Annotated in this window: 23 protein-coding genes and 1 pseudogene; 16 read left to right on the forward strand and 8 right to left on the reverse strand. The window is 39.3% G+C overall.

The window, feature by feature from the left end; genetic code table 11:
* Nucleotides 1–135 precede the first annotated feature (135 nt).
* Nucleotides 136–357 (reverse strand): small acid-soluble spore protein Tlp, encoded by a 222-nt coding sequence (gene tlp, locus J2T13_RS12815; protein WP_429371795.1) that lies wholly within the window; start codon nt 355–357, stop codon nt 136–138.
* A 192-nt stretch (nt 358–549) separates the two neighbouring features.
* Entirely contained in the window at nt 550–1,308 is a 759-nt protein-coding gene (locus tag J2T13_RS12820; RefSeq protein WP_429371797.1) for a DUF4097 family beta strand repeat-containing protein, read from the reverse strand.
* A 364-nt stretch (nt 1,309–1,672) separates the two neighbouring features.
* Between J2T13_RS12820 and J2T13_RS12825 the strand changes: the two genes are divergently transcribed.
* Entirely contained in the window at nt 1,673–1,891 is a 219-nt protein-coding gene (locus tag J2T13_RS12825; RefSeq protein ID WP_429371799.1) for a DUF3934 family protein, read from the forward strand.
* Between the two features lie 120 nt (nt 1,892–2,011).
* On the opposite strand, the gene J2T13_RS12830 is transcribed toward J2T13_RS12825, so the two are convergent.
* Nucleotides 2,012–3,121 carry an acyltransferase family protein gene (locus J2T13_RS12830; protein ID WP_429371801.1) on the reverse strand — a complete coding sequence of 370 codons (1,110 nt, stop codon included), beginning with the start codon at nt 3,119–3,121 and terminating at the stop codon, nt 2,012–2,014.
* A 300-nt stretch (nt 3,122–3,421) separates the two neighbouring features.
* On the opposite strand from J2T13_RS12830, the gene J2T13_RS12835 reads away from it, so the two are divergent.
* From J2T13_RS12835 to J2T13_RS12860, 6 genes are all read left to right on the forward strand, one after another.
* Entirely contained in the window at nt 3,422–4,480 is a 1,059-nt protein-coding gene (locus J2T13_RS12835) for a fatty acid desaturase (protein ID WP_429371803.1), read from the forward strand.
* Nucleotides 4,481–4,545: 65 nt separating this feature from the next.
* Complete coding sequence (locus J2T13_RS12840) at nt 4,546–5,682, forward strand: histidine kinase (protein WP_429371805.1); 1,137 nt, start codon at nt 4,546–4,548, stop codon at nt 5,680–5,682.
* Entirely contained in the window at nt 5,679–6,278 is a 600-nt protein-coding gene (locus tag J2T13_RS12845) for a response regulator (RefSeq protein ID WP_429371807.1), read from the forward strand. Before J2T13_RS12840 ends, J2T13_RS12845 begins: the two co-directional genes overlap by 4 nt.
* Nucleotides 6,279–6,468: 190 nt before the next feature.
* Nucleotides 6,469–6,810: a hypothetical protein gene (locus tag J2T13_RS12850; protein ID WP_429371809.1), complete on the forward strand. Its 342-nt coding sequence runs from the start codon at nt 6,469–6,471 to the stop codon at nt 6,808–6,810.
* A complete protein-coding gene (locus tag J2T13_RS12855; RefSeq protein WP_429371811.1) occupies nt 6,788–7,117 on the forward strand; it encodes a YrpD family protein in 330 nt (109 codons plus the stop codon). The genes J2T13_RS12850 and J2T13_RS12855 overlap by 23 nt, the downstream gene beginning before the upstream one ends.
* Before the next feature lie 122 nt (nt 7,118–7,239).
* Complete coding sequence (locus J2T13_RS12860) at nt 7,240–8,394, forward strand: copper amine oxidase N-terminal domain-containing protein (RefSeq protein ID WP_429371813.1); 1,155 nt, start codon at nt 7,240–7,242, stop codon at nt 8,392–8,394.
* A 132-nt stretch (nt 8,395–8,526) separates the two neighbouring features.
* On the opposite strand, the gene mscL is transcribed toward J2T13_RS12860, so the two are convergent.
* The 4 genes and pseudogenes from mscL to J2T13_RS12880 all read right to left on the reverse strand — a co-directional run bounded on the left by mscL (nt 8,527) and on the right by J2T13_RS12880 (nt 10,996).
* Nucleotides 8,527–8,913: a large conductance mechanosensitive channel protein MscL gene (gene mscL, locus J2T13_RS12865; RefSeq protein WP_429371815.1), complete on the reverse strand. Its 387-nt coding sequence runs from the start codon at nt 8,911–8,913 to the stop codon at nt 8,527–8,529.
* Nucleotides 8,914–9,379: 466 nt separating this feature from the next.
* On the reverse strand, nt 9,380–9,793 hold the full coding sequence (locus tag J2T13_RS12870) for a hypothetical protein (RefSeq protein ID WP_429371817.1): 414 nt from the start codon (nt 9,791–9,793) through the stop codon (nt 9,380–9,382).
* A gap of 88 nt (nt 9,794–9,881) precedes the next feature.
* A pseudogene (locus J2T13_RS12875) lies at nt 9,882–10,017 on the reverse strand (IS1595 family transposase); the annotation flags it as partial.
* A 109-nt stretch (nt 10,018–10,126) separates the two neighbouring features.
* Entirely contained in the window at nt 10,127–10,996 is an 870-nt protein-coding gene (locus tag J2T13_RS12880) for a LysR family transcriptional regulator (RefSeq protein WP_429371819.1), read from the reverse strand.
* Between the two features lie 164 nt (nt 10,997–11,160).
* Between J2T13_RS12880 and J2T13_RS12885 the strand changes: the two genes are divergently transcribed.
* The 9 genes from J2T13_RS12885 to J2T13_RS12925 all read left to right on the forward strand — a co-directional run bounded on the left by J2T13_RS12885 (nt 11,161) and on the right by J2T13_RS12925 (nt 18,969).
* Complete coding sequence (locus J2T13_RS12885) at nt 11,161–12,906, forward strand: ABC transporter ATP-binding protein (protein ID WP_429372020.1); 1,746 nt, start codon at nt 11,161–11,163, stop codon at nt 12,904–12,906.
* Nucleotides 12,903–14,648, forward strand: a complete 1,746-nt coding sequence (locus J2T13_RS12890) for an ABC transporter ATP-binding protein (protein WP_429371821.1) — start codon at nt 12,903–12,905, stop codon at nt 14,646–14,648. Before J2T13_RS12885 ends, J2T13_RS12890 begins: the two co-directional genes overlap by 4 nt.
* A gap of 19 nt (nt 14,649–14,667) precedes the next feature.
* A complete protein-coding gene (locus J2T13_RS12895; protein WP_429371823.1) occupies nt 14,668–14,796 on the forward strand; it encodes a hypothetical protein in 129 nt (42 codons plus the stop codon).
* Nucleotides 14,797–14,888: 92 nt separating this feature from the next.
* Complete coding sequence (locus tag J2T13_RS12900) at nt 14,889–15,383, forward strand: CYTH domain-containing protein (RefSeq protein WP_429371825.1); 495 nt, start codon at nt 14,889–14,891, stop codon at nt 15,381–15,383.
* 110 nt (nt 15,384–15,493) lie between these two features.
* Nucleotides 15,494–16,132 (forward strand): spore coat protein, encoded by a 639-nt coding sequence (locus tag J2T13_RS12905; RefSeq protein ID WP_429371827.1) that lies wholly within the window; start codon nt 15,494–15,496, stop codon nt 16,130–16,132.
* A 233-nt stretch (nt 16,133–16,365) separates the two neighbouring features.
* A complete protein-coding gene (locus J2T13_RS12910) occupies nt 16,366–17,313 on the forward strand; it encodes a radical SAM protein (protein WP_429371829.1) in 948 nt (315 codons plus the stop codon).
* 424 nt (nt 17,314–17,737) lie between these two features.
* Entirely contained in the window at nt 17,738–17,905 is a 168-nt protein-coding gene (locus J2T13_RS12915) for a hypothetical protein (RefSeq protein ID WP_429371831.1), read from the forward strand.
* A gap of 220 nt (nt 17,906–18,125) precedes the next feature.
* Nucleotides 18,126–18,377: a hypothetical protein gene (locus tag J2T13_RS12920; protein ID WP_429371833.1), complete on the forward strand. Its 252-nt coding sequence runs from the start codon at nt 18,126–18,128 to the stop codon at nt 18,375–18,377.
* A gap of 94 nt (nt 18,378–18,471) precedes the next feature.
* The gene (locus J2T13_RS12925) at nt 18,472–18,969 is read left to right on the forward strand and encodes a hypothetical protein (RefSeq protein ID WP_429371835.1); all 498 of its coding nucleotides are present in this window, start codon (nt 18,472–18,474) and stop codon (nt 18,967–18,969) included.
* 183 nt (nt 18,970–19,152) lie between these two features.
* On the opposite strand, the gene J2T13_RS12930 is transcribed toward J2T13_RS12925, so the two are convergent.
* Entirely contained in the window at nt 19,153–19,362 is a 210-nt protein-coding gene (locus J2T13_RS12930) for an IS3 family transposase (protein ID WP_429371837.1), read from the reverse strand.
* Between the last annotated feature and the right edge of the window lie 34 nt (nt 19,363–19,396).

Here is a 19,396-nt window from a genome sequence, read left to right on the forward strand (position 1 = left end):
TTTCATTCGCTCCGATTGTTATTTTTCTCATTATAAACAAAAAAGACCCAATAAGATGACCTTTTTCAAGTGTCTATCTTACTGGGTACATTTTAAAGAGAGATGTTGCCTTTTTCCTTTTTAACGATGTGTTACTTATTGTTTGTCGGACGCCTCATCTTTTATTTCTGCTCTGAATCCTTCAATTGCGTTAAGACGTTTTGAATTCTTTTTTTCAATTTGAGCTATTTCTTCGCCTGGAATTTCATCCGCAAATTCGCTTAAATAATCTTGACCTTCACGGAAGTTCTGAATCGTATTCTGAATGCTGTCCTGAAGTTTCTCTACATTGTCTGACCGATCGTCGGGTTTAGCCACGGAAATACCTCCTGAATATGTTGTTTTGATGTACCGTTGAACGCTTGGCTATTTTTCCTCTTGTCCAACTGTTTTATTCGTTGAATAGAACGGTTTAGAATTTCCGATGAAACTTGCTAATATGACGAAATAGATATGGATTTTCAATAGATGTTGTAATTGAGGGATGGGATCGTCTCTAATGTAAGTTCATTAACGTTGAGTTAGCTTGAGGTCGCCCATATCTGAAGTTAGAGTAACCATGGGTCCATCTTCGTTACCTGGACTTTGAGGAATATTAGCCTCTTGACTGCCCATTTCTGTTTTCAACTGGTATTGTAGGTCGTTGGGTACTTCTGTTGTGGTTACCGTAATGTTACCGGTATCTGTCTTGGCCGATATGTCCGAAGTAATATGCTGCAATTGCAGAAGAATATTGCCTGTATCTGAATCCAATTCAAACGTCCCGTCTTCAACATTTGCGTGTATATCTCCCGTATCAGTCTGTAGACGATATTCTTTCGATGAGACTTGATTGACGATAGTGTTACCAGTATCCGTTTCGATGTCGACTTGATCCAGTACAGTGTTGGGAACTTGAATGATCAGCTTGAGGCTATTGAAGCTATTGAAGCTTAAGGAAAATATTTGATTGGATATTTTTTTTAGGAAAATGTTCAACTCTCCGTTGTTATGATCAACCTGAAGTTCATAATTATTCAACCAACTTTCCGTTGCCGTTCCCATAAGTTCTACTTGAATGTCTTGCCCTGAATAAGTTACGAATTCAACATCTTCGGTATCCGACTTCACTTGTATATTCCGGACGCCCTCTGCAGCGACCGTTTTCTTCACACTTACTGGCTCCGTATTACTAAACGACGTCCCGTCTTTCACGTATAAGAGGATACCCCCTGCAACTATAATAATAATGAGAACGAGCACTGATATAAAAGACTTCTTAGCCATCATCACTTCTCTCCTTCCTAAACTTGAATAAGTTAGATGTGGTAGTTATCACCATGTTTATGTTGAAACAATCCTATTAAATACTACCACACATTTCGAATAAAGAGGAAAAATGTTCCATACAATGATCCTCTCAAATGAAAAGGTTACGTGTAATAGCTCCAACTTCATGTATAGCTGGGCTTCTTAAAAGTTCAAGTTCTTCAATCATGACATGATAAGGTTCAGGGTATGGTATACTAATGAGATGAATTTACTCTTCTCTTTTTCAAAGAGTAATAAAGGATATCGTTTGTAGTGGTTAAGTCATTCTTAGCGCATTGATGAAGTGGGTATCTCAACATACAAAGATTATTGGAGTGATGATATGAGTAAAGCTAAGGGTAAGGGCGGTACAGGTAGAGGAACAGGGAGTAAGGGCTGGACGCGGTGGAATAAAGCAGAAATAGGTAAGAATGGTCCCAAGGTTTACCCTGTGAAGTATGTTAAAGGATCAGACAAAGATAAAGCTAAAGGTGATGCCATTAGTAAAGACGGAACTGTTTTGAACAAAGAAATTGTGATCAAGAGCACAAAGAGGCATTAATGGAAAGTCTCCTTGAAGAATTAACTTCTTCAAGGAGCTTTTTCGTATAGAAAAATAGAGATATATCAAAAAATCACGCTAATCATTTGATCAGCGTGATTTTTGATTATTATGCAAAACCTATCTTTCTACAATAGGAATGCTCTTGACCGCCTGATCACGTTGGACCGCCTTTAAATTATTTCTAACAGGTCCAACGATGAACTTGCCGAAAGGTAACTTATTCAAATATTTGGTTGTTAACCAAGCAACGATAAGGCAAGAAATATAGATTAGCGGAACTGTAACGAAGGGGTTCAAGCTTGTGGAAATCGGCAAGTATAGAATAACGAAGATTCTCATGAATACACTGTGCGTTAGATAAATTCCAAAAGAGTGATCCGAGATGGAAACAACGAAGTTAGGTACTTGTGTAATCTTACTTGATATATAAAAAATAAGGAAAATCATTGAGGGAGCAAAGAGCAAGTATCCAATCCCTTTTGAGCTAATAACAGGTGAAATATCAAGGTATTTCAAAGCTAACACGGGAATAACCGTTACAATGGGCAATAGGAAGACAAGCCTTTTTTTACGATGTAAGACTTTAATAAATTGATCATAGTGCTTACCGCAATAATAGCCTAAAGCGAAATAAAAAGCCCATCCGATAAAGGGTAACCAACTTGTATAATACCAAATGTATTCTGAAACCGCTTGACTTCCAAAACCAAATGGTGGAACGAAATTAAAGAACCCAAGATAGATGACATTAATGATGAAAGAAACAGGCAGAACAACTTTGGCGGACCAGATCTTTAATTTATTATGTAATAGGTAATGAATAAGAATGAATTGAATAATTATTAAAATAAAGTAACCGTTATAATCTGCCATAAAGATGTTTCTGAAAATAGCGACGAGTACATTTTGCGCCGTATACGGTTCAATATTTTCGTGAACTTTATAGATTGATCCTATAATCGCCATAGCTATATATGGCGGGATTAGTGTTTTTAGTCGTTTAGAGATGAAATCCGCGGGTAAGTTATTCTTATAATTTTTGGCAATGAGGAATTCTGTGATAAAAATGAATATGGGCGTACCAACATTAAAGACAAGCCTTGCCGCATTCAGTAAAGCATTTTGTTCATATATTCTACCTGTAAATATTAAGGCATGAACCATAACCACAAATAGACAACCTACACAACGTAATAACAGGATCTCAACCGATATTTTCCTCGGCATTTAAAAACCACCTTCCAGTCTTTGTTATTCAATTTGAATAACATTATATAATAAAATATTCGAAATGACGATTATTAATAGAAAATAAATAGGATCGCACTTTATGGGAAATTATAGATTGGTCCTATTTATGAAAATAAAAGCTTGGTTAATCATTTTACTATATGACGTTTGTCATACTCCGTACTTGACGTTTATGACTGTAACGAGAGGTTTCATGCTAATATAATAAGAATATAAAACTACGTGTGACGAACAGGGCATTTTTGGCGCGTCATATCGAGGAGGAAAAACATAATTATGGCTCAACAACCCAACTTAAAAAGTATGAAAAACAGTGTGGCTCCTTTTGAACATGTCGATACGAAGTCAAGTATCAGACAACTAATTAACACCTTAGCGCCTTTAGTATTGCTCTGGTATGCCGCGTATTTGAGTCTATCTGTATCGTATTGGCTTACACTTCCTATTACAATTATTGCTTCCGGGTTTGTGATCCGGACCTTTATTATATTTCATGATTGTTGTCACCAGTCGTTCTTCAAGAGTCGTCTTGCAAATGAAATACTGGGTACGATTACCGGTGTCGTTGCCCTTGTTCCGTATCAACAGTGGAAAAATACGCATTCCATTCATCATGCAACGAGCAGTAACCTCGATAAAAGGGGAACTGGTGATATGTGGGTTTTAACCGTGGAAGAGTATGCTGAGTCTTCCAAATGGCGTCGACTTGCGTATCGAATCTATCGCAATCCCTTGGTCATGTTCGGATTAGGGCCGATCTTTATTTTCTTGTTTTCATATCGCTTCAATCGTAAAGCTGCGAAACGTAAGGAGAGAATCGGTACTTACATTACGAATACTTCCCTTGTAGTTCTCTATGCAGCATTATGCTTGGCCGTGGGTTGGCAGTCATTTTTATTAATCCAGATACCGATCTTTTTAGTTTCAGGTAGTCTGGGAATTTGGTTGTTCTATGTACAACATCAGTTTGAGGAATCTTACTTTGAAAACGATGAAGAATGGAGTTACGTGAATGCTGCGGTTGAGGGGAGTTCTTATTACAAGTTACCGAAGCTTTTCCAATGGTTAACTGGAAATATCGGATTCCATCACGTTCATCACTTGAGTCCCAAAGTGCCTAACTATAACTTGGAGAAAGCGCATAATGCTATACCTCCTCTACAAAAAGCGACGACGATCACCATCAGTACTAGTCTGCAGTCTTTGAACTTCCGTCTGTGGGATGAGAAGAGTAAGACATTTGTTTCTTTTAGAAAAGTGAAGCATCTACTCAAGAAGACTGGTTCAGCTGTAGAGACGGTAAAGATTCCGCGACCTAGCGTTGAAGGTGAATAAAGACTTCATGATGATATCCATATATAATGAATAGTAATACGAGTGGAACAGAGGGGAGAGCGACCATGCAGAAATGGTATCAGATTTTGCATAAGAATACAGGGCTTAGCCCGTATATATGGGTCGTGTTTTATATCCTCCCTTTTTATTTCATATTTCACTCATCTGCTATTTACCAGGTGGTTATCGGCAGTGGGATGATTGTAGTATTCTTTATTTGTTATGTACTGTCTTTTGTATCTAAAGGTTGGCAGGTATACTTTTGGACAAGTGTACAAATGGCAATATCGATTGCAATGAGTATGCTATTCGGTTATGTATACTTCTCACTCTTTTTAGCATTTTTTATAGGTAATATTCAGAACCGGGCTGGGTTTCTTACATTGTATATTATTCATCTCGTAACGACGATCGTGACCATAAATTATGGATTTATTACTCGGAATCCTGTAGTGATTACACAGCTTCCATTTGTTCTTGTCAGTTTAATGGGTGTTATTCTTCTTCCAGTCACTAATTATAATCGGAATAAGAGTGATAAGTTGCAGGAACAACTAGAGGATGCCAATAAGAGAATTTCTGAATTAGTTAAGCTGGAGGAACGGCAAAGAATTGCCCGTGATCTACATGATACTCTCGGTCAGAAACTATCACTCATTGGGTTAAAGAGTGACTTGGCAGGCAAACTAATCATTAAGAATCCGAGCCAAGCACAGATCGAGATCAATGATGTTCGTCAGACTGCGAGGACGGCACTTCAGGAAGTCCGGGAAATGGTGACTCAGATGCGTGGGACAAGACTCCCAGATGAGTTGTTTCGAATAAAGCAGATTCTAAAGGCTGCAGAAATTGACTTGACCTTCGAAGGGGACACGAATTTGACCAACACCTCTTTGTTGAATGAGAACGTGATTAGTATGTGTCTAAAGGAAGCTGTGACCAATATTGTGAAACATAGTAGTGCATCGACTTGTTCCATCGTCATTGAACCTACACGAAGTGAATTAGTTGTGAGATTGCAAGATGATGGTGTAGGCTTAGCTGATGAATCCATGTATTCTAGAGGAAACGGAATGCGTGGCATGAGAGAGCGGCTTGAATTCGTGAATGGAAGTATGGAAATTACTTCAGTTAAGGGAACTATGATTATATTTCGAGTACCTAATGTTCTTAAACCAGTGGAAATGGAGGCTGGGATATGATTAGAATTGTGATTGCAGAGGATCAACGGATGCTTCTTGGCGCACTTGCTTCCCTGCTTGATTTGGAAGAGGATATGATGGTTGTGGGAAGAGCAAGCAATGGCGAGGAAGCCGTTAAGCTGGTTCATTTGCATAAGCCAGATATATGTATTATGGACATTGAGATGCCCATGAAGAGTGGGTTGGATGCGGCTGAGGAATTAAAGGGATTTGGCTGCAGAGTGATGATACTTACGACATTTGCAAGGACAGGTTATTTTGAACGAGCGCTTAAGGCTGGGGCTAACGGCTATTTATTAAAGGATAGCCCAAGTGAGGAACTAGCTACCTCGATTCGTAGTATTATGGCCGGTAGACGCATCTTCGCCTCGGAATTGGTGGATGAGGCGTATGGGGAAGAGAATCCTCTGACAGAACGAGAGACAGAAGTACTTGCACTGGTCGCTGACGGTATGAATACAAAGGAAATTGCTAGTAAATTGTATATAACAACAGGGACGGTTCGCAATTATATTTCCGTTATTCTCGATAAGCTAGGTGTAAGTAATCGGATTGAAGCCATTACTCGTTTTAAAGAGAAGGGCTGGTTCAGGTAAATTAAGCCGAATGGGGTAACACAGCCCGTTTTTCAGCTTCCATATAAAGACTACTGAAGGATCTACGATCTCAGTAGTCTTTTCTTTTGCAATTATTGTAAAAAAATTTGGAGCTGTTGAACGACTACGGATAATAAGTTTCATCAATTGAACTTGCAAAAAATATTAAGAAAGGTGTGAGAAGAAAAACATGAAAAAAAGAAAATTGCTTTATATTACCACCGGAGGGACACTCGCCTTATTAATTTCGCTTTTCGTAACTATTTGGTGCCCTTGGATCAATGAAGACGTTGCCCAGGCGAAAGCAATTTCTCACTTTCATAAAAGCTGGGAAAATTCTGCTGATGGTTGTTATATGGACTGTGAGGATTGCGGAGTGATTTCTGTTAGAAAGATATCCTTTGGTCAGTTAGTCACCTTACAATATCAATGCGGTTGGGAAGGAGATGTTATCAGCTTAAAAACAAATGATGTTTTTATTAATTTTCTTGGAAAGTCTAAATTTGAAGATGAATCGGAACCCGGTTTGTAACATTCAAATCTATACTGGGTTAAGTAACGGGTATGCTCTTGGCGCTACAATAGCTACTGCATTTTGGAGAAGTTATAGCGATAATGCAAGAGGAACAAGCAACGCCGTTCGGTTAAACACAACAGGTTTAGCTATCTGTGCGAATGCTGGCTGTTCTAACTCTACAGGAAAAGTCCGTTCAACTTTTAGTGGAATTACTTTAGATGGAGTATCTAAGACCCCAGTTTTAGGGGCAAGCGATAGCGCCACTATTACGATAAGTGGAAATAGCGCCACTATTATCGTTGATTCTACTCTTCCAGAATGATTCAGAATAAATGAATAGATTCTAATCTCTTCTCCACTATGAGCAGAGATTTTTTTGAATAAGTGCAACTTTTTACTTTTTTTAGTCGTTTTAATCATGAACTAGAAAATTGAGGAGGAAGAATGATGTTACGAAAGAGGTATATTGTTTGCGTTTTATCATTTATTGTGTTGATCTTTGGATTTGCTACAAATGCAGAAGCAAAAGATGCTTTAGTTTCAGTCAAAGCTACTGTTGAATTAGGAGCAGATAAACAGTTGTCTGAACTGACTGATCCGGTCATTATTAGTAACGGAAGAGTACTGTTACCTATTCGAGAGATTGGTGATTATTTAAGTTTGAAGGTTTTTTGGGATCAGAAAACAAAGACGGCATCACTTTATGGGGTAAATAAGAAAATTAGTTTAACCATAGGCAGTAAAGCGGCTTATGTGAATAAGAAAAAGGTATCTTTAGATGTGGCTGCTAAGGTAGTCAATGGGAAGACCTATATTCCATTAAAATTTGTGGCCTCTACAATGGGCGAATCAGTAACGTGGAACAGCTCACAAAAAATGCTGTCTATTCCGAGCAGCTATGCAATGGGAACGGATGATGATCTGACTTATTGGATTCATCTTAAAAGCGGAGGTCTTTTTCAAGCTGTAGGAAAGAATACAGGTTCTAGAATTGGGGGTTTACAAATTGATCTCTCCATATTGAAAAATTTCAAAGTCGTGAAATTAACGGAAAAATCTTCTTATATTAGGATTAATCAGATTTCAGGTCCCTCTGGAACAGTAAACATATCCGGTCAGGCTCTTATCATTAATGGGGAAGTTTATGATCAAGCAAATTTCTCTTTTATGGGGTTTTACCCTGATAGTAATATCGATAAAGCACAAGGTAATGTGTTGCTAACAGATGGGAAAAAAGTGAAGTTTCTTAACAACGAAGGTGTTGTTAAAGCTTCGTATGACTTAACTGAACTCATGCAAAAAGATGAAATCTACATGATTGAACACTACAGTAATGATTTTATGATTTTAAGGGAGTATAATTCTCAGCATCTTATCGTTTATGACTTTAAAGCAAAAAAGAAAATTTATGTTCATCAAGTTATATCCCTTCCGGAATATGAAAAAGAGTATCTTGTCCAAGCGGGACTGGATCGCTCAAATGAAATGGAGTACGATCACATCATCACATTTGATAAAGCAGATCAAGGTACTTTGAAATTTAAGTATAAAAGCAAAAAAATGGGCAAAGTGGACACTTATACTTTAAAGCTCCAGTAGTGAACAAAAAACAATCACCCCATAAAAAACACGAGTTGCATTTAAGCTCCCGTGACAGTACATCCAATAGAAAGCCGTTTCTATGAACGGCTTCTTTGGTACGATCTAGTAACTTACAACAAACTCAGGGGGTTAGCCCTGCGTTTGTTGTTGTTTAAGCAAGTCTCGTATTTCGGTAAGCAATTGCTCTTCTTTGGAAGAGGTTGGCAGCTCAATCAATATAACCTCTTCTTTACGCTTAAATTTGCTCACTACTTTGATGAATAGGAAGATTGAGAAGGCAACGATGAAGAAATCAATGACCGTCTGTAGGAAGGCCCCGTATTTGAGAATGGCATTACCGAATTCAAATTCTCTTCCAGACAAGTTCTTACCCCCTAGTAATATGCCAATCAGCGGCATTAGGAGATCGTTAACTAGAGAGGTTACGATTTTGCCGAAGGCTGCTCCAATGATGACTGCGACTGCAAGATCCATAACATTACCTTTGAGCGCAAATGATTTAAATTCTTTCCACACGTTAGGACAACTCCCTTAGCAAATAATTATACTCCATGCATTATATCTAAATTAAGCTTGGTGGACAAGGAAATATTAGTGGAAATGGAAGGTCGGGGAAAAAATAATTTTGCCGATTATAGACGATATTTGATTTGGCTTAGGTTATAATGGCGACATGAGTTTATTTATGTAAGCGCTATCTAATTATTGTGTTGTATTCTTTAAAAAGTCGATTACAACTTCTTCACGTAGTGTGTTGAAAGTGAATATGAGTGGATGACCCCTTTGTATTCAGGGTTTCTAATGGAGATTTACTTATGCTATGGGCTAGGGGCAAGTTATGTTCTCACATGCAGAACACGAATTGTACCTACTGTATGTAGGAGTAAGGGGATTAAGATAGCGCTAGGTTTTTGGCTATGTTACACTTCAATGTGGATTGTACTCCGTAAAAACAGGTAGCCATCGGCTACCTGTTTTTACGTTATTCTAAGCTATCTAATGCTTTTTTAATTTTTTCTCCATATTTCGTTTCAGTCAGCTTTGGAGTTTGAGTTGTTGAATTCGTATTACTGAAATAAAGAATTAATAAATGGCTTGGCTGATAAACGATTGGTGCATGGGAACTAAGAAACTGTTGTTGTTCTTGGAAATGTATATATCCAAGCTCTCGTTTTTCTTGCGAGCCAAAGTCATAAACCCTTATGATTTCATTGTTATCTAGTTTATAGATAAGGGGTTTGATCTCATTAAGTTCAGCTTCTTTTGGTGAATCAATTTGAATGATATTAATTTCTTCGGAATTCATGGCTTCGATTACGGAAGTATACTTTTGTTGAGATGAACATGAACTCAACAAGAACAAGCTTACAACCGCAGCGAATAAAAATGTTCTCATTACATTACCCCCTTTCTCATAAATTGCACATGAAAGCCCGTCAGTTTAGAAGAAACGGATGTTCGTCGAAGTTTGTTATTTGTCTCGTTTACAGTAAACAGGCAAGAGGCGACCACCATATTTTTCTTATTCGACACCGTAATCTTATATTACTTGCTATCTGTATAACGGTACCAAGCTAAATAATGTTGCGAATATCTGGTTACTACACCATTAAAAAGATAATCTATCATCAATCGCACGATTTGAAGTCGCTAAGTTTTTCGTTAATTTGTAAGAGGAGGAGTGAAACTAGCTCCTCCTTTTGGTGTTTAATATTAGGCAGATAACTTCTTACTCTTCGCTGAAGTTCTCAATAAATTTGGTTGCCAGAGAGGACATATATTTATCCTTGATCCAGATGGCGGAAACTTTGGTTCGTAGTGCCTCGTTATTTATTTCTTTATAGATTAGATTCTCGTTGTTGGCGAGGCCCAAGGCAGATTTAGGAACGATACCAATACCCAATCCTTCATTAGCCCATAGTATCGTAGTCCGCGCGTCGTCATTTTTACAGAAAAAATCAGGTTCAAATCCATTCCTCAAACACGTCTCGTGGATGAGTTGCTCAAATCTACGGTAAATAATTAAGGGTTTATCCTTTAATTCACGGATGTCTATAGTATCTTCAGGTGTTTTCCAGTCATACTCTGGCGTCATGATGGCGATCATAGGCTCTGATTCAGCATATTTATATCCCAAGTTTGCGGTGTTAAATGGGGTCCTAACAATACCAATCTCTACAATTCCCTTGGACAGCAGGTCAATAATGGTAAAAGTATTACCCTCATAGATTTCAAACTTTACCCCAGAATAAATCTTATGGAAATCGGAAAGCCTTTCCTTCATAAGTGTCGCACCAGAAGAAGAGACTGTGCCAATGGATAAGGTCCCTTTTAAACCTTTTACGAAGTCAGTAAGCTCTCTAGCTGTTGAATTCGTTAGTTCTATAATTTGTTGTGCTCTGTTTCTTAATATAATTCCAGCATCGGTTAGTTGGACACTGCGGGCTCCACGCTCTACCAGCTTAACCCCTAGTTCTTCCTCTAGAAGCTTAAGCTGTTGGCTTAAGGGAGGCTGGGCCATCTGTAACTTTTTTGCAGCTGATGTAATCTGACCTTCCTCTGCAATAGCAAGAAAATATTTGAGCTGTCTGATATCCATAGAATCTCACCCTTCGGAACTGACATATGATTAGCATATGGGAATGATACGAAACTAATATTTTTAATATGGAAGATGTTATGTCATAATCATAACCGGAACTACTAAATAGTCAATCAATTTACATAGGACTTAAATATTATTTATGTTGGGGCTGATGAGTGTTGTTCAAAATGGCTGTATTTCTCAAACCTTATAAAAAAGAAGTGGTTATCGGTCCTTTCTTTAAGCTACTTGAAGCCATATTTGAGTTACTATTACCTACGATTGTTGCTCTGATCATCAATAAAGGGATAGGGATGCGGGATACTTCGTATGTATTCAAAATGGGTGGGCTTATGTTGTTCTTATCCATTCTAGGATTTGGTTGCTCCATGATCTGTCAGTACTATGCTGCACGTGCCTCACAAGGCTTCGGTACGACGTTAAGGAATAAGATATTCAGTCATGTCTCCTCACTGTCGTATGCAGAGATGGATAAGTTCGGGACACCTTCGCTTATTAATCGGATTACGAATGACGTTAACCAGCTTCAAGTCGCTGTCGCTATGTTGATTCGTCTAGTTATTCGTGCACCCTTTATCTGTATTGGTGCGATTATTATGTCTATGATATTGGATTTTCAATTGTCACTTATTCTACTGGCGGCAACGCCGATCTTTGGAATCATTCTATATTTCATTATCACACGGACATCTCCATTGTATCGAAGTTATCAGAAGAAACTCGATAGATTAGCACTGGTCTTGAGTGAGAACCTTTCAGGTGTAAGGGTTATTCGTGCCTTCGCAAAGCATAGACAGGAGAAGCAACGTTTCAATGAGTCCTCTGAAGATTTAACGGGGATGGCCATCCATGTAGGCCGAATCTCGGCATTATTGAACCCCATCACCACATTGGTAGTGAATGCGGCTATCATTGCAATCCTCTGGGTTGGGGGGATCCATATTAATGACGGTAGGCTTTCCCAGGGTGAGATCATCGCTTTTATTAACTATATTACTCAAATTCTATTAGCTCTGATTGTTGTCTCTAATCTGGTTATTATTTTTACCAAAGCCTCGTCCTCAGCAGCTCGAATTAACGAAGTGCTAGCGACAACAACGTCTATTCCCGATACGGGGACTGTACTTCCACTTCCAAGCATAGAGAATATGGACACTGTTCCTGTCATTACATTTAAGCATGTTTCATTTGGGTATAGCGTGACTGGAGAGGCAGCACTTACGGATATTTCGGTTGAGATTAAACGTGGTGAAACGATTGGCGTTATCGGTAGTACTGGCTCGGGTAAATCAACCTTCGTGAATCTAATGCCAAGATTCTATGATGCACTCGAAGGTGACATATTGATCGATGGTGTGAATGTCAGAGATTACTCGCTAAAGAAGCTGCGTAAGAAGATTGGGATCGTTCCGCAGAAGGCTTTATTATTTACCGGTACGATTGCAGATAATATCCGCTGGGGTAATGAACAGGCTACAGATGAAGATGTTCTACGGGCAGCTACAATTGCACAAGCTGATGAATTTATTTCACGGCTTCCCGAGGGGATTCACACAGAAGTATCTAGAGGAGGAAGTAACTTATCAGGTGGGCAGAAGCAACGATTGACCATTGCTCGGGCTATCGCAGCTAAGCCAGAAATTCTTATTCTAGATGATTCCTCAAGTGCCTTGGATTTCGCGACGGATGCAGCGTTAAGGCGTGCTCTGAAAGAGAACAGTCGTGAGATGACGGTGATTATGGTATCCCAGCGGGTCAGTACGGTACAACAAGCGGACCAGATCATTGTATTTGAGGAAGGTAGGATTGCGGGTATTGGTACACATGACGAGCTGATAAACAGCTCTGAGGTATATAAGGAAGTTTACCTATCCCAGCTTTCAAGTGAGGAGTCGGGCAAATGAACAACAAAGACACATGGAAGAGGCTATTGAAGTATAGCGGTCAACATGTAAAAATAACCTTTTGGGCAGTTATCTGCGCCATTCTTAGTGTGATTGCAAGCTTAATCGGCCCCCTCCTGATTGGTAGGGCGGTCGATCATATGATTGGCATAGGAGCCGTGAATTTCAGCGCGATTGGCCAACTTATGATAGGGCTTGCGATTGTATATACGTTAGGTAGTTTTTTTGGATGGTTACTGATTTATTTAACGAATCGTATCGCCTATCAGACGGTATATGATATGCGCCGTCAATTGTTTGATCAAATGAACATTTTACCGTTGAAGTATCACGATTCTCATCCCCAAGGTGACAGTATCAGTCGTTTTGTGAATGACATGGATGCTGTCTCAGATGGCATACTTCAAGGGTTCTCTACACTCATTACGGGTGTGGTTACCATCGTTGGAGCGATCGTATTCATGTTATATATCAGTCCAATGATGACTTTGGTTACGCTCATCTCAGCGCCAATATCGTTCTATGTTGCACGGTATATTACTACACGATCACAGTCATTGTTTCGTGAGCAGGCTAAGATTCTCGGCGCACTAAATGGTTATGTGGAAGAAATTATTGATGGGCAGAAGGTCGTGCAAGCTTTTCAATATGAAGAACGTTCCTTTACACAATTTGCTGAACGAAATGAGACGTTGTATCATGCGGGTGTGAAGTCTCAGTTTCTAGGTTCCTTATCCAATCCAGCAACACGTCTAGTCAATAATATGGCATTCTCCGTTATCGCCATGATTGGTAGTGTAGCAGTCATTCTTGGCACTGTAACTGTAGGTGAACTTTCGAGCTTTCTCATATTCTCTACCTTATTCGCTAAGCCATTTAATGAAATTACAGGTGTGTTAACACAGCTTCAAGCGGCAACAGCATCTGCGCAACGTATTTTCTCTGTTCTAGACTTAACACCTGAGCAACCTGATGATGATCATGCGTTACAGTTGAAACAGAGTAAAGGGACGATCATTTTTGATAAGGTGAAGTTCGCATACGATCCTGAACGTCCGCTTATTACTAATTTTAGCTTGGAAGTGAAGCCTGGAACACGGATTGCTCTCGTAGGTCAGACGGGAGCGGGTAAAACAACACTTGTTAACCTACTGATGCGATTCTATGATCTGAATGGAGGCAGCATCTCCATTGATGGGGTTAATATCAAGGATATGACACGGGATAGTTTACGTCAGAATTTCGGGATGGTGTTACAGGAAACTTGGTTATATGGAGCAAGTATTCGAGATAATATTGCATACGGTAAACCAGATGCAACTGATGAAGAGGTGATTGCAGCAGCCAAAGCAGCGAATGCACATAGCTTCATTAAACGGTTGCCAGAAGGCTATAATACACGGATCACTGGCGTGGGAGGCGGAGGAAGCTTATCCCAGGGTCAGGAACAGCTTCTCACGATTGCACGTGTCATGCTGGTAGATCCACCTATGTTAATTCTTGATGAGGCAACAAGTAGCATAGATACCCGGACAGAAATTCGTATTCAGAAAGCCTTCCAGAAAATGATTGAGGGTAGAACGAGCTTTGTGATTGCCCACAGATTGTCTACAATCCGGGAAGCTGACCTCATTCTATATATGAAGAATGGTGATATTGTCGAGAGCGGCAGTCATGAACAGCTGCTACAGAGCGGCGGGCATTATGCAGGGCTATATAATAGCCAGTTTACTAAGGCTTAAGCTTAGATGTTAGGAGTAAATGAAAGTAAGAGCTGCGATCAAGATAGATGTGAAGCAACAGCCGGGTAGAAATCCCGGCTGTTTGGATTATAATGGATTTAAAGTATCGGGTGAGATCGAGCTGGTTTACTTTTCGTCTCGATGGTGATATGTAATAGTAATGTTTTTCAAACACTGATTTGTTGGTGTTGAGCCAGCCACTCATGAAATTATTAATCAAATATAGAGGAGATATACAATATGTCTTTGGAAATTGAACGAAAGTTTCTGCTACCCGAGGTTCCTCATGATTTAATAAAACAGGGGGTATTGAGTGTACGCTCAGAGCAAAGAATTGAACAGACATACCTTGCGATGGATGATAATCAAGAATTAAGAGTACGAAGAATCGTAGATATTCCCTCGGGCGTTGTGGAGCATACGCACACATTTAAAGTAGGGAATGGACTTAGCCGTGAAGAAATCGAGTATGGTATTTCGGAGAGTATCTATAAACAAATTACGCAAGCCTTTCGGGCGATTCCATTGACCAAAACTAGAATTACAGCAATGTGGGGGGATATCGTCATTGAAATTGATTGTTATGATCAGATCAAGCTGACGGTCGTGGAAGTTGAATTTAATTCACTAGAGGATGCAACGGGGTTCGTTGCACCGGTGTGGTTCGGTAAAGATATTAGCGCGGACAAGCAATATAGTAATAAAAAGGTGTGGAAGGAGCTCCAAAGTAACTAGATGGACTCGAGATATGACATCCTTTTTAATCCATGTATGAATAAGCCCCGAAATACTCAAGATATGGTAGTTAGATTACCACACTTAAGTTTATTGAAGGAGGCTGAATAATGCAGAACCAGAACCAGAACCAAGTGAATACTCAACCTCCAGCGATGTTGAATAGGAATCATGGGGGACATGAAATGTTTGATATGCACGAAGTGTTGTCAGGTATGATCAGTGTTCTTGATCAATTCATGATCTACAGACCCTTAGTACAGGATAAAGAGCTTCTATCTATCTTGGATCGTCAATACAATTTCATTCTTTCCCAGTACAACCTGACAGCAGAATGCTTTACAACAGGTCAAAAACCAAGTCAAGAAACATCAACGTATATGATGCAAGGGACGACGCAAGTCAATTATGGTCTTACTCCAACTCAGCCTAAAAAGCCAAATCAATCGTTAAACGATGTCAAGGATGCTGGAATTAGTGGGTATATGCTGGGCTTGATCAAAACTTGTGCTTCACTTCTGACCATGTCGGCGGTTGAAGTGGTCAACCCTGTTGTACGTCGTGTATTAGCTTCTCAGGTACAGAACTACATTGAAATGGCATATGAAATATTTCTATATCAGAATAAGCATGCTTACTATCAAGTACCCCAGTTGGCGACTTCAGATATCCAGTTGATGTTGAACACCTATATTCCATCCCCTGGAAACCCACAACTTCCTAACAATAGTAGTGGCGGTCTTCAATAAAACCTACATTGGCCACATACAGTCGTGGTGATTATTCTCTTGAATATGATCTTGTATTCGTTACCTAACCCAAGCCTTTGGCTTGGGTTTATTAAATTTATTCCAGCGTCAAGCATTACAAATCATAGTAGTCACTGTTAGATACATCATACAAACAATAAGGATAAATCTATATAATCACTAGGGTTGAACATACGTTAATCTATGAATCTTTAGGAGGTAAATGAATAACGATGATGTATAAATCACTTGAGCTTGAGAAACCGACTACATATGAATTGGAAGGGTTAGAGATTGGCCTTACCTCTAATTGCAATTTTCGTTGTGATTACTGTTGTGCTTATCAGAGAAATGACGGACAAAGTATCGACGCGCAAGAGATTATTCGTGTTATACAGGAAATTCCTACGCTGAAGAGAGTAAGATTATCCGGTGGTGAGGTCACCTTGAAATTTCAAGACTGTGTCGAGGTAGTAGCTTACTGCTCAGCTCGCGGTATTCAAACACAGTTGAATTCTAACGGAAGTCTATTGAATGCGGAGCGTATTCAACAGTTAGTTGAAGCCGGCTTAACGACTATTCATATTTCATTTAACTTTACAACAGCAGAGGATTTCTCACGCTATTACAATATCCATCCCAGTATATATGAGAAAATAAGAGAGAATATTGCCATGTTTGCAGCAACCTCGGTGGATACGGTGCTTGAAACGTTATTGTTCAGCGAAACCGAGCATCATATGAAGGAGATTAGTGATCACGTATATCAATTAGGTGTGCGTACACATGAGATTCAGAATAGTATTATTATGGATCATACAGGTTGGAAATCGATAGCTGCTCGGGAAGCCTTGAAGGAGGCTGTAAATGACCTGATTAAACACAAGAAAGAAGATACCATACTCTACTTTACATGTATGGATCGTTTCGCAGAGAGACTTGGATTTCAAGAGCAGCCGGGTGTGTTCTTTCCCCACTGCATTGAAGGAAAGACTCAGCTACATCTTCATAGCAATGGTGACGTGCTCATCTCCGAATTATGTCATCCTGTCATTATCGGGAACATAAATAAAGGGACAGAAATAAACAATATTTTCAGTAATATGCCTGCACCATTGAGTGAGTTTTTGGATCGACAACCTTGCCCTGCACTTCAGGCACTATTTCCATTATCCGAATAGCTAACTTGATATTGAACATTTCGACTAGACTAAATATATATCTAGACTAAATATACATTGCCTAATCCAAGCGAATGCTTGGGTTTCTTTACGTTCAAGGATGACCTCTTAGAAGGTGTTCTGAGCCAGACCAATACAACTAATATCGTCCCTACAATGGAGGATACGTCCAAGAAAGTATCGTGGGCGGTGCAACCTTACTTATGCATGTTCATAGGAATGGAAGCTTATAGACGTCACCATGTGTATGTATCTCCGGAGGGCTAGCTGATCGAGTTTCTCGGAAAAAAAAGTTAAAGCCATTTTGTACCATGATATAGGGTGGATATAGGAATATAGTGAAGGAGTGAACAAAGGAGCGGGCGGGTGCATATCTGAGTAAAAGGGAATTCGCTTTCGCATTAAGAAAAGGGGTACTATAAATATGCTATTTCTAAATAATGAGGAAATCGTCAAACTACATGTCCGCAATTTACACCAAGAAGCCGAACGGTTCAAATTCGGACAGCAAGTGCTAGCTACTAAAAAAGAATTGTCGAAATTAGACAGTAAAGCTAAGAAGGCAACTAACCATGCGAGTTTGAAAAGTTGAGTATTCAGCACCGCAGCGGAGCTAAGCGCGAAGAAGAGTAGTAGCTAGACAAACCTACATAGCAACGAAGTAAGCGGGTTAAAGTCAGATTTGATGCCGAATAAGCTATTATAGTAGTAGACGGTTGGATAGAATAATTCACTTCTCCAGTGAAATAGTGTAATGTTGTAATATTGAGCACTAAAGAAATAGGGATAAAAGATAAGAGGAGAATATCATCGTGACAGAAGAGATGGCTCTAAATGCAGTTGTTGTAGTAACAGGAATTCCTCGCGATTTATTGGTTGAAACACCAGGTGACGAGGGTAGGTTTGTGTTTGTTTCCAACATATCTAAGAAGACCTACTATGTTGAACAGAGCCACAAGGTTAATACGTTTACACCCGAGGAGCTAGAGGATATGGAGATCTTCGGAGAACATGATGGGTTATGTGTGTATGAAGTGCATCCTTGGTGGGATAACTTAGGTTGAAATACATAGTTCCATATCAGGTGTAGATGGTCTGTATTCAGTGGGTATGATATAATCCATACACTATAAAATCGTACGCCGGAGGTCAGGTTATATGTTATCCTTTGAACAAAAACTTCAAGTTCTAGAGTCTTTCCCGCAATTACAACGTAAAAATGTATCTCTCGGTCGAGTGAACTTCCACTATGAAGAGAGCCAGCAGGATAAAAAGACGATTGCTATGCACCTTCATCCGAATGGAAATGGTTTCGTCTATGCGGGTCTCCTTCAGGGATATGACTCTGATGAGAAAGGTTTTGTAAATATCCGTGAATTCAACGCTGATCAATTGAAGACACTCGTAGAGGCTTCTATTCATTCGCTCTCGTCAAGTGGGGAGGAAATCAAGACCGTAAATGACCACGTTCAGGAGCGAAGTAACTTTCATGAAGTTGAAAAGTGGACCAATGATGAAGAACAATTGCTCTCTCTTATACATGACGATGATCTATGGTATATCTACACGGGTCAGAACGTTGAGATGGTATTCGAAACACTGAAAGAGGCAAAGGAATATTTGCGAGAAGAAGGGTTTATACCTTCTAAGATTTGAGGTCTATCAAGATCGAGGCGTTCTAAGTATTGTTGAAATTAAAATGTATAAGATACTCAAAGAAGGTGTCCTAATTGTCATGAAAATGGCTAGGGACATCTTCTTTGGCTTATAACATAGCAATTAAAGGGTAATGTTGGAAAATGTCGAAATATTTAAATTGTACATTAACTTTGTACATTACTACTCCATCTGCTGAGGAGTTTTATACCCAATAGCAGAATGAATGCGATTTCGATTATAACGACCTTCTATATACTGGAATAAATTTGTTCTTATGGACTCCACTTCTTGGAGTCTTAACAGGAGGTCATGGATACCCTCATGTGTATGATGAAACGAAACGATGCCATTTTCTATGAGCAGATGACAGAAACAGACTGCAATCCACACTCATTGACATCCAATATAAGAAAAAGTTGACAAT

Source organism: Paenibacillus sp. DS2015, assembly GCF_050433705.1.
GTDB lineage: Bacteria > Bacillota > Bacilli > Paenibacillales > Paenibacillaceae > Paenibacillus_AQ.

Coding starts and splice junctions, on each gene's coding strand:
- J2T13_RS12820 (WP_429371797.1), bottom strand. CDS start 1,308: ATGATGGCTAAGAAGTCTTTTATATCAGTGCTCGTTCTCATTATTATT.
- J2T13_RS12825 (WP_429371799.1), top strand. CDS start 1,673: ATGAGTAAAGCTAAGGGTAAGGGCGGTACAGGTAGAGGAACAGGGAGT.
- J2T13_RS12830 (WP_429371801.1), bottom strand. CDS start 3,121: ATGCCGAGGAAAATATCGGTTGAGATCCTGTTATTACGTTGTGTAGGT.
- J2T13_RS12835 (WP_429371803.1), top strand. CDS start 3,422: ATGGCTCAACAACCCAACTTAAAAAGTATGAAAAACAGTGTGGCTCCT.
- J2T13_RS12840 (WP_429371805.1), top strand. CDS start 4,546: ATGCAGAAATGGTATCAGATTTTGCATAAGAATACAGGGCTTAGCCCG.
- J2T13_RS12845 (WP_429371807.1), top strand. CDS start 5,679: ATGATTAGAATTGTGATTGCAGAGGATCAACGGATGCTTCTTGGCGCA.
- J2T13_RS12850 (WP_429371809.1), top strand. CDS start 6,469: ATGAAAAAAAGAAAATTGCTTTATATTACCACCGGAGGGACACTCGCC.
- J2T13_RS12855 (WP_429371811.1), top strand. CDS start 6,788: ATGAATCGGAACCCGGTTTGTAACATTCAAATCTATACTGGGTTAAGT.
- J2T13_RS12860 (WP_429371813.1), top strand. CDS start 7,240: ATGATGTTACGAAAGAGGTATATTGTTTGCGTTTTATCATTTATTGTG.
- J2T13_RS12870 (WP_429371817.1), bottom strand. CDS start 9,793: ATGAGAACATTTTTATTCGCTGCGGTTGTAAGCTTGTTCTTGTTGAGT.
- J2T13_RS12880 (WP_429371819.1), bottom strand. CDS start 10,996: ATGGATATCAGACAGCTCAAATATTTTCTTGCTATTGCAGAGGAAGGT.
- J2T13_RS12890 (WP_429371821.1), top strand. CDS start 12,903: ATGAACAACAAAGACACATGGAAGAGGCTATTGAAGTATAGCGGTCAA.
- J2T13_RS12895 (WP_429371823.1), top strand. CDS start 14,668: ATGAAAGTAAGAGCTGCGATCAAGATAGATGTGAAGCAACAGCCGGGT.
- J2T13_RS12900 (WP_429371825.1), top strand. CDS start 14,889: ATGTCTTTGGAAATTGAACGAAAGTTTCTGCTACCCGAGGTTCCTCAT.
- J2T13_RS12905 (WP_429371827.1), top strand. CDS start 15,494: ATGCAGAACCAGAACCAGAACCAAGTGAATACTCAACCTCCAGCGATG.
- J2T13_RS12910 (WP_429371829.1), top strand. CDS start 16,366: ATGATGTATAAATCACTTGAGCTTGAGAAACCGACTACATATGAATTG.
- J2T13_RS12915 (WP_429371831.1), top strand. CDS start 17,738: ATGCTATTTCTAAATAATGAGGAAATCGTCAAACTACATGTCCGCAAT.
- J2T13_RS12925 (WP_429371835.1), top strand. CDS start 18,472: ATGTTATCCTTTGAACAAAAACTTCAAGTTCTAGAGTCTTTCCCGCAA.